The sequence below is a fragment of the Bradyrhizobium sp. 215_C5_N1_1 genome (assembly GCF_052075935.1).
In the GTDB taxonomy this organism is placed as follows: domain Bacteria; phylum Pseudomonadota; class Alphaproteobacteria; order Rhizobiales; family Xanthobacteraceae; genus Bradyrhizobium; species Bradyrhizobium barranii.
Genome location: NZ_CP197228.1, coordinates 1,171,985 through 1,189,362 on the forward strand (window position 1 = coordinate 1,171,985; position 17,378 = coordinate 1,189,362).

The 17,378-nt window shown below is 63.2% G+C and carries 12 protein-coding genes; 4 read left to right on the forward strand and 8 right to left on the reverse strand.

Going from position 1 to position 17,378, the window contains the following annotated elements:
* Nucleotides 1-160 precede the first annotated feature (160 nt).
* Nucleotides 161-1,198 carry a thermonuclease family protein gene (locus tag AB7G19_RS05460; RefSeq protein ID WP_231143851.1) on the reverse strand — a complete coding sequence of 346 codons (1,038 nt, stop codon included), beginning with the start codon at nucleotides 1,196-1,198 and terminating at the stop codon, nucleotides 161-163.
* 241 nt (nucleotides 1,199-1,439) lie between these two features.
* The gene (locus tag AB7G19_RS05465; RefSeq protein ID WP_028148879.1) at nucleotides 1,440-1,934 is read right to left on the reverse strand and encodes a hypothetical protein; all 495 of its coding nucleotides are present in this window, start codon (nucleotides 1,932-1,934) and stop codon (nucleotides 1,440-1,442) included.
* A gap of 283 nt (nucleotides 1,935-2,217) precedes the next feature.
* Between AB7G19_RS05465 and AB7G19_RS05470 the strand changes: the two genes are divergently transcribed.
* From AB7G19_RS05470 to AB7G19_RS05480, 3 genes are all read left to right on the forward strand, one after another.
* Nucleotides 2,218-5,274, forward strand: coding sequence for an ATP-binding protein (locus AB7G19_RS05470; RefSeq protein ID WP_283017987.1), 3,057 nt, complete (start codon nucleotides 2,218-2,220; stop codon nucleotides 5,272-5,274).
* 347 nt (nucleotides 5,275-5,621) lie between these two features.
* Nucleotides 5,622-6,842 carry an OpgC domain-containing protein gene (locus AB7G19_RS05475; protein WP_063980903.1) on the forward strand — a complete coding sequence of 407 codons (1,221 nt, stop codon included), beginning with the start codon at nucleotides 5,622-5,624 and terminating at the stop codon, nucleotides 6,840-6,842.
* Between the two features lie 41 nt (nucleotides 6,843-6,883).
* Entirely contained in the window at nucleotides 6,884-7,372 is a 489-nt protein-coding gene (locus AB7G19_RS05480) for a DUF2059 domain-containing protein (RefSeq protein WP_283017988.1), read from the forward strand.
* Nucleotides 7,373-7,382: 10 nt separating this feature from the next.
* Here AB7G19_RS05480 and AB7G19_RS05485 read toward each other — a convergent pair whose 3' ends face one another.
* The 6 genes from AB7G19_RS05485 to AB7G19_RS05510 all read right to left on the reverse strand — a co-directional run bounded on the left by AB7G19_RS05485 (nucleotide 7,383) and on the right by AB7G19_RS05510 (nucleotide 16,379).
* Complete coding sequence (locus tag AB7G19_RS05485) at nucleotides 7,383-8,879, reverse strand: sugar ABC transporter ATP-binding protein (protein ID WP_283017989.1); 1,497 nt, start codon at nucleotides 8,877-8,879, stop codon at nucleotides 7,383-7,385.
* Nucleotides 8,876-9,973, reverse strand: coding sequence for a hypothetical protein (locus tag AB7G19_RS05490; RefSeq protein WP_063986071.1), 1,098 nt, complete (start codon nucleotides 9,971-9,973; stop codon nucleotides 8,876-8,878). The genes AB7G19_RS05485 and AB7G19_RS05490 overlap by 4 nt, the downstream gene beginning before the upstream one ends.
* Nucleotides 9,970-12,093 (reverse strand): ABC transporter permease subunit, encoded by a 2,124-nt coding sequence (locus AB7G19_RS05495; RefSeq protein ID WP_063980906.1) that lies wholly within the window; start codon nucleotides 12,091-12,093, stop codon nucleotides 9,970-9,972. The genes AB7G19_RS05490 and AB7G19_RS05495 overlap by 4 nt, the downstream gene beginning before the upstream one ends.
* A 77-nt stretch (nucleotides 12,094-12,170) precedes the next feature.
* A complete protein-coding gene (locus AB7G19_RS05500) occupies nucleotides 12,171-13,187 on the reverse strand; it encodes a sugar ABC transporter substrate-binding protein (protein ID WP_063980907.1) in 1,017 nt (338 codons plus the stop codon).
* Nucleotides 13,188-13,228: 41 nt separating this feature from the next.
* Entirely contained in the window at nucleotides 13,229-14,200 is a 972-nt protein-coding gene (locus tag AB7G19_RS05505) for an ABC transporter permease (RefSeq protein ID WP_014498319.1), read from the reverse strand.
* Between the two features lie 40 nt (nucleotides 14,201-14,240).
* Entirely contained in the window at nucleotides 14,241-16,379 is a 2,139-nt protein-coding gene (locus AB7G19_RS05510) for an AMP-binding protein (RefSeq protein ID WP_441267738.1), read from the reverse strand.
* 24 nt (nucleotides 16,380-16,403) lie between these two features.
* Here AB7G19_RS05510 and AB7G19_RS05515 point away from each other — a divergent pair, with 24 nt between their 5' ends.
* The gene (locus AB7G19_RS05515) at nucleotides 16,404-17,348 is read left to right on the forward strand and encodes a helix-turn-helix domain-containing protein (RefSeq protein ID WP_063980908.1); all 945 of its coding nucleotides are present in this window, start codon (nucleotides 16,404-16,406) and stop codon (nucleotides 17,346-17,348) included.
* The last annotated feature ends 30 nt before the right edge of the window (nucleotides 17,349-17,378 follow it).

A 17,378-nucleotide genomic window follows, 5' to 3' on the forward strand; every position in this document is an offset into this window, starting at 1 on the left:
GAATTCTAACCGTTAGCGCGAGCGGTCCTTGATCGGCCAGGCTCGGCCGCCGGAAATGCCTGCAACGACAGGAGAATAGCGGCGCATGAACGTGCGAGCTCACGGCCGGCAGCAATCTGCGACAAAACGCCGTTGATCCCGGTCGGCCGCGCGCGCATCCTCAGAACGTCGTGATCGGCTTGCCGTCCGCCCCCACGAGACTCGACGGCGCCTCGCCGAACACCAGCCCCTCCGGCTGAAACTTGATCGTCTTGCCGCCCTCGACGAAGTCGGCAAAATTGCGCGGCGTGGCCGAGTGCACGCCGTTGGTCAGGAAGTCGTCGATCTCGTAGCAGGTGTCGGGCTTGCCGCCGGAGCCTTCGCCCAAGAATTTCTGGAAGGTCTGGCTCGTCACCTTCGCCTTCTTGCGCGCCGACCAGTTGGTGTAGCGGCGATAGAGCTTCGGCAGGATCACGGGGCCCTTGTCGGTCGCGAGCACGTCGGTCTCGTTCTTCCTGGGTTCGCGCAGGTCGAAGTCGAAGGCGGGAATCGTCTTGGCGAGATGCTTCCAGACCGGCAGCTTCTGCGCGCGTGCGGGCTTCGCGAGCGCGAGGAAGGCCTTGATCTCGTCGTCGTTCATCGAAGAGTAGAAGGTTGGATAGGCAAAGCCCTGCTCGACCAGCCAGTGATTGATGTCGATGGTCTTGCCGGCGACCGTCACCTCGATGTCGCCGACCAGCCGGCCATAGGTGTCGAACACCTCGTTCGGCGCATCGACATGGGTGAACACCCGGCAGGCGAGCGTGGGCTCGCCGGCGCTGCTGAGGAAGTCATGCAGCGCCTTGCTCGTCGTCGCGCCAAGAAACTGCCGGTAGGGGTGTGTGACCTCGTGATAGGCCTGCCGCTTGGCGTCGCTCAGGCCCTTCTTCTCGGCGGCCGAGAGCGGCGAGGGCTGATAATGCAGCTCCGGCGCGTCGATGCCCTGAAGGCGAATGGTGAGCTTGCCGTTCTTGATCGGCGCCGTCGCGGTCCGGCCCTTGACCTTGGCGCCCTCGAAGACGTGGGTCGGCTGGAAAGGCACCGAGTCGTTCTTGCGGAAGCGGATCGCGTCTGGGGCGACATTCACCACGACCTTGGTGGTGTCGGCGTCCGACCGGCCCTCCGGCCAGAACTGGCCGACATCGATGGTGCCTAAGACCTCTAGCAGTCCAACGGGCATCGGGCGCTCCTGTCAAACGAACGCGGCGACTGCTTCAAGCAGGCGACTCGCACGCGCACGGCGGAAGCGGATCATTTTCGTGCGACAGGTCCATGACAGGGCGCGGCCGCGAGACAATGCAACGCGGCCTTCGAGCGGAGAGGGCGGGGCATGATTGGTCCGTCGTGCAACGCATGCTGTGGCGACGACGGACCATCTTCGATTGGTGCGGAAGCCTCCGCGCTGCTGCTCCCGCTCGGAATCAGGGGCGGTACGGACAGACCATCGTCAGGTGGAGCAGCGTCGGCGCCTGGTCCTCACCGTTGTCGTACTCCCACTCCAGCCGGATCTCGTGCCGGTCGGCATAGGCGTCGCTCGCCGCGTGAGTGATGATATTGGTCTTCATCGGGATCGGCGGCTCGGAATTGAAGCACTTCCGCACGCAGGCATCGAGCAGCGCGCATCGCGTCAGCGGGATCACGCCGGGCTCGTCCTTGGACAGCGGGACCGTATTCAACTGCGTGGTGAGGTCGACGCGAGCTCGTCCCTTCTCCTTGTGCCAGTACGCCGCGCTCCCGTCCGGCCATTTGTCCGCCGGCGTCAGGATCAGATGGTACTGGCCGTACTCCAGGGTCGGCACGTGGATGTCCGGCGACGCCTTGAGGATGTCCACGCTCCTCTGCATGTTTTCCAGAGGGAAATAATTGTCGTTCATCAAATCTTTGAATGAAGCCCCGGTGTAAGTTCTCGACCCCATCGTCTTTTCCCTCAATATGTCCTTGGCTTTGTGAAAATACATACAGCTCCGCGACGCCGGTTAGTTTTGCCACCCCGGCTTCGCCGAATATATGCCCCATCTTTGCTGGGATTGCATAGGCTACCACTCAGGACTGTGTTTCGTCCAGATCGCCAACCGCACCGTGCTCCGCTAACGGCGATGGGCAAGTCCGATTGCTAAGCGGTTCTTGATAGGTATTCTTACCACGAGTTGCTCGCGGGCGCTGGACGACAGCGACGCCGCGATCCTTGAAGGCGCAGGAATGCATTGCTTCGCGTGCCAGTCGGCGATTGATTCGGACGATAGCTGGTGCTCCAAGTGTGGGGCGGCGGTACGTCGGCGTGCTGATCCCGACAGCGAGCGGCGGTTTGTGACAATTCTCCGAGCCGACGTCATCGACTCCACGGGGCTTGTTGCCGAATTGGAGCCGGAGGAGGCCGTCTCACGCCTGGAGCCAGCGCTGGCGGCCATGAGGGGCGCGGTACGCCAGTTTGGCGGCATCGTCAGCAAGGAGTTGGGGGACGGCTTGGCCGCTGTCTTTGGTGCCCCGATCGCCGACGACAACCATGCTCCGCTGGCCTGCCATGCGGCCATCGAGCTTGTCCGGCGGGTCGGCAGTCTTGGCGATCCCGGACTTCAGGTTCGGGTCGGCCTCCATTCGGGGCACGTCGTCGCCTATATGGTCGCCAGCGAGTTTTCCAAGGTCTACGAGATCGGAGGAGCCGCTCAGCATCTTGCCGCGAGGCTGGAGGCCGCGGCCGAAGCCAATCAGATCTACGTGTCGGAAGCCTGCCAGAAACTCGCGGATGGACATGTCCGATTCGAAGCCTTGGGCCGCAAGGTGCTGCGCGGTTTCAACGAGCCGCTGCCGGTCTACCGTGTCGTCGGAGCGAGCGACCTTTCAAGCTGGCGGGTGCGACGAGCGCGGAGCGTTTCGCGGTTTGTCGATCGCACGACTGAGCGGGCCCTGTTGGGACGTGCCGCTGAGAGGTCCAGTGCAAGCCGGCAGACGGTCCTGCTGATCGGCGATGCAGGCATCGGAAAATCGCGGCTCGCGCATGAGTTCGCCCAGGAGCTCAAGGCCGATGGCTGGCGGCTGATTGACGCCGAGTGTAGTCCGAACCTTCAGGGCGTGCCGTTCAGCGCGCTCAAGCGCACCATACTTTCGATCATCGAAGTTGCCGCCAGAGATTCGGATAGTCTGGTCGACATCCGAAAGGAGTTGCCGGCAATCCATCAGCTCGCGATCGATTCCATATTGGATATTCCGGTCGCGGATCATCGCTGGAGTGAGCTGGAGCCTTACGCGCGCGCGCGTGCCATTTCCGATGCAAGTTGCGCCATCGTGCAAAGCCTGGCCTTTCAACAGCGTACGGTTCTTCTCATCGAGGACCTGCACTGGATCGACCGAGCCAGCGATGCGGTTGTTGCTGCAATTGCGTCGTTACAGAGTCCCAACCTGATAGTTTTTCTCACGAGCAGGCCGAACGGCATGCCCGAGTGGATCGCACGCTGCCATGCGGAAGTGATTGCAATGCGCCCTCTGGATGACGATTCGGGATTGGCCATGTTGGCCGATATGCTCGGACCGTCGGCGATGAACACCGATTTGAAGAACCGGATCATTTCTCATACTGCCAACGTTCCTCTATTTCTCGAGGAAGTCTGCCGTGGACTGAAAGATAGTGGCACGCTTCGCGGTCAGTGGGGTGACCTTGCGCTCGTTCGACCTATTGACGAGCTCGGCATCCCTACCAGCATTCAGGGGGTGATTGCGGCGCGGCTCGATCGTGTCTCGAGGCAGGAGCGCTCGGTTCTCCAAATAGCGGCGGCGCTGGGGCCGCGCTCAAGCGTGATGATGCTGCGGAACGTCGCCGCGCTGCCCGAAGACATTCTCCAGGATTGCCTCGGAGCGCTCGACCGAGCCGAGATCCTCGTCAGGATCGATAGTGAACTTGAGGACTCGATCGAGTTCCAGCACGAGATGGTCCGCCAAGTGACCTACGAGTCGATGGTCGAAAAGGTGCGCGAAAATATACATGGGCGAATACTTGCGGCCTTCGAAAGCGACGAGACATGGAGCGACGGTCCTGACACGCTTTGCTACCACGCAATGCGCGCGAAGGATTGGCTGAAAGCGTTCGGGTACGGGAGAGGTGCCGCGCAGAAATGTCTTGTGCGCTCGGCGTATGCCGATGCGGTCGACTATTTCGGGATCGCGATGAGTTCGCTCGACAAGATGCCGATGACTCTCTCGCGGGAGGCAGATGCAATTGACCTCCGGATGGAGGCGCGAATGGCATTCATCTGGTCCGGTCAGGTTGCCGAGTGGATCGATCTCGGAAAGGAGGCCGAACGCCGGGCTAGTGGAATTGACGACATCGGAAGAAAGGTCGCCGCCATGACCGTCATGGCGGGTGGACAGAATTTCTACGGAACGCCAACTGAAGCGGTTGCGCTCGGCCAGGAGGTCGTTGGCCTCGCCGAGAAGTCAGGCAACCCGGGTTGGCGCAACCTTGCACAATACAATCTGGGACAGGCCTATTTTCTCGCCGGTCGATATCGCGAAGCGGAGCAGACGTTGGCGCAAGGCCGCGCTAATCTCATGGGGCCGGACGCAAGCGCGCCCTTCGGAACTCCCCCAAAATACACGCTCCTCCTCTGCTGCATGATGAAGAGCTTCACGCACACCGTCATGGGCGAACTCGACACCGCCGGCCAGCTCCAGCAACAAGCCGCCGCGATCGCGGAGGAGACGGGCCGTCCCTACGACCGCGTCGCCGCCGCCTATAGCGGCGGCTGGCTGATGCTCGGCCGCAACGAGCCGGCCGCGGCCGCTGCCATTCTCGAAGACGGGTTCGTGCTGGCGCAGAAGCACGGCATCCGGCTGTTCGTGCCGGTGCTCGCCTGTCATCTCGGCATCGCCTATCTGGAGCAGGGGCTGTTCGACCGGGCGCGCGGCATGCTGGCCGAGGCGCGCGAGGAGGCGAAGGCGGTCGGCTATACCTCGGCGGTGCTGCGCAGCTCGATCTATCTTGCGCTCGCAACCTTCCGCCTCGGCGACGTCCAGGCCGCGCAGAACATGCTGCGCGAGGCGCGCAACACCGCTCGCCAGCAGGGGTTTTCCGGCCTCGAGGCCGAGGCCCTGCTCGGCGAGGCCGTGGTGACGCCGCCGACGGATGCGGCGAACAAGGCCGCGATCATCGTCGCCTTGCGCGCGGCCATCGCGATCGCCTCCGAGAGCGGCGCGCTGCCGCTCCAGCACAAGGCCGAGGCGATGCTGACCGAGATGCTTGCCCGGGGCGGCGAGCTGACCTGACCCTGCTCCCTCCCTGGCGTGCGATCGTACCGCCGGGCTGATTTTTTGCCCGACGGGCCGTTTGAGTTTCGCAGGCAAAGCAAGGACTTAAGAGACCGTCTCTACTGTGCATGGGGTTGTTTTCGACATTTTACAGGGAGGACCACCACCTCCAGCCGGCGCCGTTCAAGGTCTCATGACTTGCCGGACGCGGTCTGTGCGCCCCGATGACGAAGCCCCTTGCACGGACGCCAAGGTCGGCTACCGTCGGCACTAGCCGCAGGGCCAGGTGACTTTTGATTTACATTTTTTAGCATCCGATCTTTCGGCGCCGCGACGGCGCGACGCCCACCGGACGAGGCGGGGCCATGAGCACACGGGACCAGTCAGCTTTGTTGGCGCCGGTCGAGCGCGATTTGCGGCTCGATCTCTTCCGCGGCGTCGGGTTGTGGATGATCTTCCTCGATCACATCCCGCACGACGTCGTGGCCTGGCTGACCTTGCGCAACTACGGCTTCAGTGACGCCGCCGAGTTCTTCGTCTTCATCTCCGGCTATCTGGTCGGCTGGATCTACGGGCCGATCGTCGCCGGCGGCTGGTTTCTCGCCGCGCTGAAGCGGCTGTGGCGGCGCGCGGGCGAGATGTACGTTGCCCACATCATGCTGTTCCTGTTGTTCACGGCGCAGATCGCGCGCACGGTCAGGAGGTTCGACAACCCGATGTATGCAGACGAGTTCAACGTTCACAATTTTCTCGACCATCCGGACATCCTGATAGGTCAGGCGCTCTCGCTGCGCTACAAGCCGGTCAATCTCGACGTGCTGCCGCTCTACATCACGCTGGTGCTCGCCGCGCCCTTCATCGTGTGGGGCCTGGTGCGCCGGCCGAACCTGACGCTGGCTGCCTCCGTGGTGTTGTATGTGTTGGCGCGCCGGTTCGACTGGAACATCGCCTCCTATCCGCCGGGCACGACCTGGTACTTCAACCCGTTCTGCTGGCAGCTGATGTTCGTGTTCGCCGCCTGGTGTGGCGTCGGCCAGATCGACAAGATCGCAACATGGGTGTGGTCGAAGGCGGCGATGACGCTGGCGGCGGCCTGGCTCGCCTTCGCGCTCCTGATCGTGATGACCTGGCACATCCCTGCGCTCGAGGCGCTGATCCCGAAATGGATGATCAAGGCGATCTACCCGATCGACAAGACCGACCTCGACATGCTGCGCTTCACGCACTTTCTGGCGCTGGCGGTCTGGGTGATCTATTTTATCCCGCGCCACTGGAAGGCGTTGCATTCGAAATGGGTGCACCCGGTCATCCTCTGCGGCCAGCATTCGCTGCCGATCTTTTGCCTCAGCGTGTTCCTGTCGTTCTCGGCGCATTGGATCCTGATGCAATTCACCAGGGGCGTCTGGGAGCAACTCGCCGTCTCGTTCGCCGGCTTCGTCATCATGTTCGGGGCGGCGTGGCTGCTCGACCGCGCCGAGCGGGTGCCGAGCCTCTTCGTCAAGGTGACGGATGTCGACGACGAGCGGGAGGCCGCCGCCGAAGGCGCGCCGGTAACGATCATCGGCGCGGCTCCGGCTCGCCGCTGAGAGCACATCGCGTCGCCGGGACGATTTTTCGGGAGAGATGCATGTCGAGATTTTTGTTGACGATTGCCGGCGCCCTCCTGCTCCTCGTCTGCAACGCGTCGGCGCAAGGGCCGTCGCCCGAGGCGATGGATGCTGCACGAAAACTCGTCGCCACGCTGAAGATCGCAGATCAGTATCGCGCGGCGCTCCCGCAGCTCCTGCTCAAGCTGAGACCCGTGGTCGCACAGGACCGGCCTGAGATCGAGCGCGATTATGACGCAATGACGGCGCCGGGCTCCGACATCTACGCGCCGTTCTTTGCCTCGATGATCGACCAGATCGCCGCGCTCTATGCCCAAAACTTCACCGTCGACGAGCTGCGCCAGATCGAAGCGTTCTATGCCCAGCCTGCTGGCCGGAAGTTTATGGAAAAGTCCGATGCGCTGGCGCAGGCGAGCGCGCAGATCGGCCAGGACGTCAACCAGAAGGCCGCAGATGAACTAAAGCTACGCCTCATCGAGGCGCTGCGCCAGAAAGCGCACAAGCCGTAGACCGTCATGCTCAGTGAATCGCGGCGTACATGATCCTCTCCTCCGTCGCCTCCAATGCGGAGAATTCCTCCACGACCTTGCCCTGGCGCGAGACCAGGATGCGGTCGGAGAGCGCCATGATCTCGGGCAGGTAGGATGAGATGACCACGACCGCCTTGCCCTCGTCGGCGAGCTGGTTGATCAACTCGTGGATCTCGACGATGGCGCCGACGTCGACGCCGCGCGTGGGTTCGTCGAAGATGATCAGATCGGGCTCCTGAACCAGCGATTTGGCGATCACGACCTTCTGCTGATTGCCGCCGGAAAGCTCGACCACCTTGCCGTCGTTGCCGATCGCGCGAACCTTGAGCCGTTCGATCCAGGTCCTGCCGATCGCCTCGTTCTCTCGCCGCGACAGCATCATGCGGCCCTTGGGAAATTTCGACAGAAGGCCGAGATAGATGTTGCGTGCGATCGAGGACGTCTCGAAGAAGCCTTCGACCTTGCGGTCTTCAGTCACATAGGCGATGCCGGCCTGCACCGCCGGCGCCGGCACCCGGTAGCGCACCGGCTTGTCGTGCAGCAGGATCTCGCCGCCATGGAAGAAGTCGCGCTTCAGCACGCCGGAGACGATCTTGAACGTTTCGGTGCGGCCGGCCCCGACGAGGCCGAACACGCCGGTGATCTGTCCCGCGAACACCGACAGCGAATTGTTCTTCACCATCGGTGCCATCTTCAGGTTCTGCACGGTGAGCACGCGCGCGCCGGGCGGCCGCACGCTGCTCTTTCGCGCACCGTAGAGCGTGTTGGAGAGGTCGCGCCCGACCATGGCCTGCACGATCGCCGCGCGGTCGAAGTTGGTGGCATCGTCGGTGACGACGTGCTTGCCGTCGCGCAGAACCGTGATGCGGTCGGCGAGCAACAAGGCTTCTTCCAGGGCGTGCGAGATGAAGACGATCGAGACCCCGCGCTTCTTGAGATCGCGGACGAGGTCAAAGAAGTATTTCTTCTCTTCCGGCGTCAGCGACGCCGTCGGCTCGTCGAAGATGATGACTTTGGCGCGGTGCAAAACCGCGCGCGCGATCTCCACCATCTGCTTCTTGGCGGCGCCGAGGCCGCCGACGGTGGCGGTCGGCGTGACGTCGAAATTGAGCGATTGCAGGAACTGCTGCGCAGCGATGTAGATGCCGCGCAGGCGGTTATAGAATTTCTCCTGCCCGAGAAACAGATTCTGCGCGACCGTCATGGTCGGTACCAGGCTGTTTTCCTGGAACACCATGGCGATGCCGAGATTGCGCGCCTCCAGCGGTGTCCGTGGTGCGACGTCGGCGCCGTCGACCGTCATGGTCCCTGACGTCAGCGTCACCACGCCGGCCATCACCTTGGTCAGTGTCGATTTGCCGGCGCCGTTCTCGCCGACCAGCGCGTGGATCTCGCCGCGGCGGAGGTCGAAGTCGACCCCGTCGATGGCGGGCACGCCGGCGTAAAGTTTTGTGGCCTTGCGCAGCGAGAGTGCGATGTCGCTCATGAGCGGAACTCCTCGGCAAGACCGGACAGCGGCAGTCGCAGCACGCGGCCCGGTCCCTTGGCGATCAGGACGAGATCGCCGCCCATCTCGATCGCCGCAACGATACCGTGATTGGCGCCGTCGACCCGGCTGTGCAGCGAATAGAGCGGCTGGCCATCTGCATCGAGTCGGATGACGAGGCCATAGGAGCGCGGCGGCGCCCACGGCTTGATCACGCCCATGGTCTTGATGTGTGCACCCTGCATCGGCTCCTTGAACGAGAAGCCCGAGCGCAGGCGCGGCGCAACCCAATACGCCGGATCGATCTCGGCCATCATTCGCTTACGGTAGGCTGGTTCGCGCAGCACGAACTCGATCAGCTGGGTGCGCGCGGTGAAGGCGGTGAGCCAGTAGCCGCCGCCCGCCGCCTTCGACAGCCGCGACGGATAGACGGGCAAGTGAGCAAGGACGGTTCGCGGCGATGTGCCCGGTGCCACAAGGACGAGGCGGTGGCGCCAACTCTCGCTGACCAGCACGCCATTGCCATACGCGCAGGCGCCGAAGGCGTGGCCCAGCCCTTGCGCGAGGGGCGTCACGCTCCTGCTGCCGGGATCGAGCCTGAACACCCGGCCGCTCCGATTGAGCTCCATCAAATCGCGTGCCCAGTCATCGACGCCGCATGTCGCCGAGCCGTCCGTCGCGATCAGCGTGTTGTCGCTCGCGAGCGTCAGTGCGTTGACGGCATTGAACGCGCTATCTGCAAACGTCACGCTTGGCTGCTCGGCCGAGGGGCTTGCGTAGAGCCGCACCTCGCGTCCCCCGAGCGCAACCGCAAGGCCGCCGCCGGGGAGGGCACACAATGCCGAGATCGGCCGCTCGAAGTTGCGGACCTCCGATGCCGTGCCGTCATTCAGAGACATCAGCCGCTGGCCCGCCGCGATGAAGAGGTTGCTTCCGTCGGTGGCGAGATCCTCCGGCGCCTCGCATGTCAGCAAGGTTTCGGCGGATTCCAGCTTCTGGTTGGGCTTCAATGCGCCGTCGAAGGACGGTACGGTGATGGTGGCGTCGCCGCGCCCGAGAAAGCGGTTGGCGAACTCCCTGACGGCCGCGATCACGATTGCTTCCCCCATCGCTTGTCGTACTGGACGAAGTTCGGATCGGCATTGTCGAGCTTGTAGCGGCCGATCCGGTTGTTGAGGATGCCGCCGAGATAGAGATAGCCGCGATGCTCGCGCATCGAGGTGATCATCGGATGGTTTTCGCCGCGCAGGTCCCAGAACGATTCGACGATCTTGCCCTGCTCGTTGAACTTGACCACGCAGCCGGTGTTGATGTTGGGGAACAGCCATTCGTCCACCGGCACGCGCTTGCCCATGCGGCGGCGGAAGCCGGGCATCTTCCAGGCGAGGTCGAGCGAGGGGCTGCGCATGCCGACCAGCGCCAGCCAGTAATTGCCGTCGGAGGCGAGGTTGATGTTATCGGGGTAGCCCGGCAGATTGTCCATGACGACCTCGACCTTGCCCTTCTTTGACCCTGCGAACCAATAGCGCTTGATCGAGCAGCCGAAGGTTTCGGCGAACAGGATCGACTGGCCGTCGCTGGCGACGCAGATGCCGTTGGGGAATTTGAGGCCGCGCAGCTCCGTGCGCGTCACGCCGGTCTTGGTGTCATAAGAGATGATGCGGCCGTTGCCGCGCGCTTCGAGACCGTCGATCGGCCATTCGTCCATCTCGTAGCGCACGGTGGCTTCCGAGAAGAAGATCAGGCCGTCGTCGGTGATGTCGAGATCGTCGGCGAGCCGCAGGCGGCTGTCGTCATTGACCGAACGCATGCTGCGATTGGTCTCGTCGGTCGCCTTTTCCACCGTGCCGTCAGGCTTGATGCGATAGAGCCCCATGCCGCCGATGCAGACGTAGAGATTGTCCTCGCGGTCGAAGGCCATGCCGAGTGGTTGGCCGCCGATATGGGCGAACACCTCCATCTTCTGATAGTCGGGCGCGAGGAAGCGCATGATGTCGCCGTGGCGCGAACCCGCATAGAGATTGTCGTGGCGGTCGAGGATGACGTCCTCCGGCGCCTCGATGCGGCCGAGGCCGATCGACTCGACATTGCGCAGCTTGTCGTTCTGCTCGAACGGGCCGCCTTGCCCGATCTCGGTCGGCGGCGGTGGCGGCAGCGCGTGATAGGTGGGGGCCACGTAGACCTTGCTGATGATGCGGGTTCGGTTCTTCTGCCAGCGGATGTCGACCATGGCAGCAACGAGCAGGATGCCGGCAAGCGCCATCCGGTTGACGCCACCGCGCGCGTTCATGGTGGTCAGACCATTGGTGATCAGGAGCACGATCAGCACCCCGACCGCCGATTTGGCGACCGAGCCCTTGCCGCCGCCGAGCGTGATGCCGCCGAGCACTGTCGCGGTCAGCACGATCACCTCCAGGCCAACGCCGATGTCGCCGCCGACGGTGCCAAGCCGGGACGCGAAGAACAGCGCGCCAATGCTGGTCAGCACGCCGCTTGCGACGTAGCAAAGCGCGATGGTGCGGCGGACGGGAATGCCGGAATTGTAAGCTGAACGACGCGAGCCGCCGATCGCGGTGATGTGCCAGCCCGGGCGCAGCCGGGTCATGAAGATATGGCCGAAGATGGCGATGACGATATAGACGAGCGCCACGGTCGGAATGCCGAAGATGCTGCCGCTGCCGATGAAATCCCAGGACGGAATGTCGGGGAAGGCCGACGCGATCGCGTTGGAGTAACGCTGGATCAGGAGATCGTAGGCCGAGCGGTAGATGATCAGGGTGATCAGCGTGGTGATGAAGGCCCGCAGTCGCAAATATCCGATCAGGATGCCGTTGACGGCGCCGAGCAGCGCACCGGAAAGCAGGGTGGCCGCCACCACCGCCGGGACCGGCCAGCCCAGGACGTCGAGAAGATAGAGGGCACAGAAATCGGTCAGCGCGAAGATCGAACCGACGGAGAGGTCGATGCCGCCGACGATGACCACCAGCGCCAGCCCGAGCGCAATGAAGCCGATCTCTCCAGCCTGGCGCGCGGTGTCGGCAAGGCTCGCCGGCGACAGGAAATTGTCGATGGACCGGCTGAGCGCGAGGCCGACGATCAGGAGGAGGATGACCGGGATAGCTGTCTCGGTCCATCGCTTGGACAGGATTTCACCGAGGAGATGATCGGGCCAGTAGCGGTAACGCAGGCTTGTCAGAGTGTCGCGCATCGGCATTCCGGGACCTTGCAAGTTTCGAGACTACGTCCCGGACGTGAGATCGTCCGGGACGCCAGGGTCTTGCGTCGCGACAATTATTTCTTGAGGTCGCTGAGATTCCAGCAGGCCATCTGGCTATCGGCGTTCTCCTTGGTGATCGGAATCAGCGTCGTGTATTCCGAGCCCTTGACGGAGCCGGGCTTGACGCCCGACGACAGCAGCCACTTGATGGTGCCGGCCATCTGCGCGGCCTGGGTCGGCACGTCGTAGCTCATGTTGAGATCGAACGCGCCCGACTTCACCAGTTCGCACGCGCCCTTGCGCTCGCCGCCGCCCGAAGTTGCCACGAACACCTTGCCGGTGAGGCCGGCCTCCTTGACGGCCGCTGCCGTGCCGATGTCCATGCCATCCCAGAAGCCGACGATGCCGCAGAGATCGGGATTCTGCTTCAGCACCGTTTGGGTGATCGCCTTGGCCTTGGCGGCGTCCCAATCGGCGGCCTGGCTCGACACCACCTTGATTTCAGGATGCTTGGCGAGCACGTTCTCGACGCCCTTCAGCGTATAGGCGCTCGCGGCGGCCGACAGCGCACCCTGGATGATCGCGATCTTGTTGGACTTGCCCTCGCAGGCCTTGACCACGCCTTCGGTTTGGCGTTCGCCGATCTCGACCCAATTGGCGCCGACGAAGGCCGAGCTGCGATAGGCAGAGCCCATGTTGATCTGGATGACGTAGATGCCTTCGTTCTCGGCGCGCTGCAGCAGCTTGGCGTAGGTCTGCACGTCCGGATTATGAACCACCATCACCGCCGGCTTCTCCGAGATCAGCGAGGTGACCGCCTGGGCGCCGGCGTTGGTATTCCAGTTGGCGTCGCGGATCACGAACTTGACGCCGAACGGCTCGAGCTCCTTCTTCAGTCCGGCATACCAGCCCTCCGTGAGGTCGAAGTTCATGGCGACCGGCACATAGGCCACGGTCTTGCCGGCCAGCGCCTCCTTGAACGGCTTCTGGAACGGCTCATCCAGACCCTGCTGGGCGAGGGCCGGCGCGGTCATTGCCGCAAGACCCAGTGCGGCAACAATTGCCTTTGTCGGGTTGCCGAAATGCTTCATTGCTTCCTCCTTGGTTGTGGTTGTCGTTATTGTTGGATCGCTCAGATGTCGCCCTGTTGTGCCGTTTCCTCGTTGCGCGGATTCAGGAAGGAATCCGTGATGACGGCGAGCAGCAGCACCACGCCCTTGATGAGATTCTGCCCGGCGTAGGAGATGTCCATGATGGTCATACCGTTGAGCATCGTTCCGATAACGAGCGTGCCGATGACGACGTTGAGCACGCCGCCACGGCCGCCTGATAGCCCGATGCCGCCAAGCACGACGACCAGGATGACGTCATAGATGAGCGTCGAGTTGAAGATGCGGGTCGGCATCGAGTTGACGGATGCCGCCATCACGAGGCCGGCAAAGCAGCCGATCAGGGCGGTGATCACATATTGCAGGACGATGATCGGGCGAGAGGGAATGCCGGTGACACGCGCGGCATAGGGGTTGTCACCGATCGCATAGATATAGGCGCCCCAGCGCGTCTGGCGCAGCAGGAACGCGACCACGATGCAGGCAATTGCGAACATCCAGATCGACGTCGGAATGCCGAGAATGGTGCCTTGTCCGAGCCGCTCGAAGCCGTCCATGCCCGGGCTCCATTGCACGACGTCGAGCTGGAACAGCGCGGTCTGCCCGAGCCCGGCCAGCAACAGGCCCGTTGCCAGCGTCGCAAACAGCGAAGGGACTTCGGCATAGGCGATCAGCCAGCCGTTGACGAGGCCAAAGGCAATCGTGAGCAGGACGGCGGTCAGCAGCGAGGCCGGTAGCGAATGACCGTTCTGCACCATCTGGAGCACCAGTCCCGGCGGCACCGCAAGGGCCGCGATCAGCGAGATGTCGATGCCGCGTCCGATCACGACGATTGCCATGGCAAGGCCGAGGATGCCGAGCACTGCCACGTTCTGGAGCAGCGTCAGCATGTTGTCCGGCGTCAGAAAGCCGCGCAGGAAGATCGAAAACACAAGGAACAGCAGCGCGAAGACTGCGAAGACGATCTCTTGCTGATTGAAACGAAAGCGCTTCATCCCCGTCTTGCCTTTCTTCGACCCGGCTGTTGCGCGACCGTCAGGACGATCGGTTCTCGATGCGATAGGTTTGTGGAAGCGTTGCAAGGCTTTCGACGAGCATCTTTGTTCGATCCAGATCACCGGAATGGACCGAGATGCTGACGACTGTGTTGAGCTTCTCGTCTTTCCCGACGACGATATCCGCCGCGGTGTCGGGGCCGAAGATGCGATCGATCTCGGTCCTGACCTTTTCCCGGACGGCGAGATCGCGAAGCGTGGGCTTGAAGATCTTCCCGACGGCGGTAACCGGAAGAGCTTCAAGCAGGACGACGCGCTTCGGCCTCGCAGGAGGCTCATTGACGTTGTGTTCGAGATGCTCGCGCAATTGCGCCAGATCGATTGTCTGTCCGGGGGAGGGCACCGCGAAGAGAACTGGAACCTCTCCCGCGTAGGCGTCGGGCATGCCGACGGCCGAGCTCATCTGGACACCGGGGAAGGCGTTCGCGACGTCCTCGATTGCGGCAGGGTCGATGTTGTGACCGCTTCGTACGATGAGGTCCTTCTCGCGCCCCGTCAGCACGAGGCGTTGATCCGGGGTGAGATAGCCGACGTCGCCGGTGACGATCCAGTGGTCGTCGGTGAGAACGCCCTTGTCGTGCTGGGGATCGACGTATCCGGGAAACACCTGCGGTCCCCTCACGAGGACAAGACCGCTGGTGAGAGGCGGACACTCTGTCTTCAGTTCGGCATCGGCCAGAGCGACGATTTTGGTCTTTGCGAACGGCGCCCTGAAGCCGACGCTGCCTTGCACAGGAGTGCCACGGCCGGGATTGAATGCGATCGCTGCCGCGGTTTCTGTCATCCCGTAGGTCTCGAACAAGGTAATCCCGGTCCGCGCCTGAAACCTGTCGCTGACAGCCTTGGGAGCCACGGCCCCGCCGGTGAGCGCCATGCGAACGGTGCTGACATCGGAGGACCCGATCGGCACCTCGGCAAGAGCGGCAATCGAAGTCGGCACTCCGCTCACGATGGTCGCGCGAAACCGCTCCACCGTGTGCCAGTAGTCGCGAATCGCATCGGGACTTCTGAGGCTGTACGGCGAGGGAATGATCACATGACCGCCGGCAGCGAGAATCGACAGGCCGAGCGTCATGGTGCCGCCGACGTGAAACAGCGGAAAACCGTTCACGGCGGCGTCCAGCTCATCCAGTCCGTGGACCTGCGCAAAGCTCCAGGCCGCATGGATCTGGTTGCCATGTGTCAGCCGAACCAGCTTAGGTCGTCCGGTGGTCCCGCCGGTGTGGAAGAGGGCGCAGATCGCATTGCGATCGGTCGAAGGTGCGAAGTCCAGTGTGCCGAGCGCGCTCGCGGCCGTCTCATTGAAGTTTAGAGATCCTCCAGGCAGCGGACCGTTCGCGCCCATCACAAAAATGGTCTTCAGCGACGGGACGCGTTTCGCGACGTTGGCCGCCTTGGCCCAGATCGCGCGATCGGCCGCTTCGGCCGGGATCACCAGCACAGTCGCGTTCTGCGCCTCGAGCAGGTCGGCGATTGCGTCTTCGTTCAGGAGATAGTTGATCGAGCTGGCGACGCCCGCGACCTGGGCGCCGAGCAATGCGGGAAACAGTGGCGGCAGGATCGGACAGAGGAACGCGGCGGTCCCGCCACTCTCGCCGATCCCGTGCGACCGGAACAGATTGGCCGCGCGGATGATCTCCGCAAGCAATTGCCGGTGCGTCAGCGTCGCGTCGCCCGGCTCGCGCGAGCCTTTGGTCAGCACCGTCAGTGCAGGCCGATCGGGATGCAGGTGCGCCGTGGCTTCGAAGAGATCGAGCAGATTGCGGGCAGGGATGAGCGAATCGTAAGGCCGCTGCTCCAACGCCTCGATATCGGCGATGGTTTTGACCGGCTGCGTGAACCGGGTTGTGACTTGCGATGACAAGGCGCTGCTCACGGGCATCGCCATTCGGGCGGCACGGCAAGCTGTGCAGCAGTTGACTGGACCTGACGCAAGCGAACGTTTCCCGCCTATTTTGTGGACTGCTTTTTGTTCTTCATAGGCCACATGCCGGAGCGCGGCTTGCTCCGGAGCGCAAAGCTTTTGCTTCTCCGCGCAAACGGTCTTGCGTGTAGGCGGCGGCCCTCTAGAATCTCGATGCGTGGCCAGCTTGTGCGATGCACAAACGACGTTCATCATGGCGGCGCAACGGATGGGCGGACGATGAACCTGGTGTTTTCGACAGACGATCTGGAGCCGTCCAAACGCTACGCCGCGTGGCAAGGCGCGATCTGCGACGTCTACGTCCATGTCGACGTGAATGCCGAGGAGCGGTCCGACTATCACGGCTTCATCCGCGAGGCACGGTTCGGCGCGGTGACGATGACCGACGTCCTGCTGTCGGAGCAGCGCATCTCGCGCCGCGAGCGGCATATCGCGAAGCTCGACAAGGATTGCTACTATGTCGAATTCGTCCAGCAGGGCCGGGTCAACGTGCTCCAGGCCGGCCAGACCCTGCTGTCGAATCCCGGCGTGAGCGCGATCTTCTCGGCCTCCGAAGCCTATGATCTCGAATGCGTCGGCAAGGTGCGATCGCTCTATCTCGAGATTCCGCGCGCGGAATTCTCGGCGCGCTTCAGCGAGGGGCGGCTGCCGGTCGTCACTACGATGGCCACGAGCCGCGGCCTTGGCCGGATTGCCGCCGAGTTCTGTGCGACGCTCGCCGCGGAAGGCGCGCCGCTCGACGAGACCGCGAGAACGCGACTGGGCGGTGAGCTGATGGACGTGCTGGCGCTCGCGCTCGACATGGGCGAGCGCGACGAATTCTCCGAGGATGCGAGCGCTGCGCAGGCCCGCCTGCGCTCGGTCAAGGCCTGGATCGAGGCGCACCTCACTGATGCGGATCTGTCGCTGGAGAAGATTGCGAAGAGCAATGGCGTCTCGCTCAGGCATCTGCATTATCTCTTTCGGCTGACCGATGTCTCGGTGTCCGAATGGATTTTGGATCGCCGGCTGCAGCGCTGCTACGACGTGCTGACGCGGCCGGAACTGCGGTCGCTGTCGATTACCGAAGTTGCCTATCAGCTGGGCTTCAGCAGCTCGTCCTATTTCAGCACGGCGTTCCGCAGGAAGTTCGGCCACAGCCCATCGGATTTGCGGCGCCGCTAGAGGACCTGCACCGCGCGAGGCGATGCAGGT

Excerpts from the sequence above, each read along its gene's own strand:
- AB7G19_RS05515 (WP_063980908.1), top strand. The coding sequence starts at position 16,404 with ATGAACCTGGTGTTTTCGACAGACGATCTGGAGCCGTCCAAACGCTAC.
- AB7G19_RS05465 (WP_028148879.1), bottom strand. The coding sequence starts at position 1,934 with ATGGGGTCGAGAACTTACACCGGGGCTTCATTCAAAGATTTGATGAAC.
- AB7G19_RS05505 (WP_014498319.1), bottom strand. The coding sequence starts at position 14,200 with ATGAAGCGCTTTCGTTTCAATCAGCAAGAGATCGTCTTCGCAGTCTTC.
- AB7G19_RS05510 (WP_441267738.1), bottom strand. The coding sequence starts at position 16,379 with ATGATGAACGTCGTTTGTGCATCGCACAAGCTGGCCACGCATCGAGAT.
- AB7G19_RS05480 (WP_283017988.1), top strand. The coding sequence starts at position 6,884 with ATGTCGAGATTTTTGTTGACGATTGCCGGCGCCCTCCTGCTCCTCGTC.
- AB7G19_RS05500 (WP_063980907.1), bottom strand. The coding sequence starts at position 13,187 with ATGAAGCATTTCGGCAACCCGACAAAGGCAATTGTTGCCGCACTGGGT.
- AB7G19_RS05495 (WP_063980906.1), bottom strand. The coding sequence starts at position 12,093 with ATGCCGATGCGCGACACTCTGACAAGCCTGCGTTACCGCTACTGGCCC.
- AB7G19_RS05485 (WP_283017989.1), bottom strand. The coding sequence starts at position 8,879 with ATGAGCGACATCGCACTCTCGCTGCGCAAGGCCACAAAACTTTACGCC.
- AB7G19_RS05475 (WP_063980903.1), top strand. The coding sequence starts at position 5,622 with ATGAGCACACGGGACCAGTCAGCTTTGTTGGCGCCGGTCGAGCGCGAT.
- AB7G19_RS05470 (WP_283017987.1), top strand. The coding sequence starts at position 2,218 with ATGCATTGCTTCGCGTGCCAGTCGGCGATTGATTCGGACGATAGCTGG.
- AB7G19_RS05460 (WP_231143851.1), bottom strand. The coding sequence starts at position 1,198 with ATGCCCGTTGGACTGCTAGAGGTCTTAGGCACCATCGATGTCGGCCAG.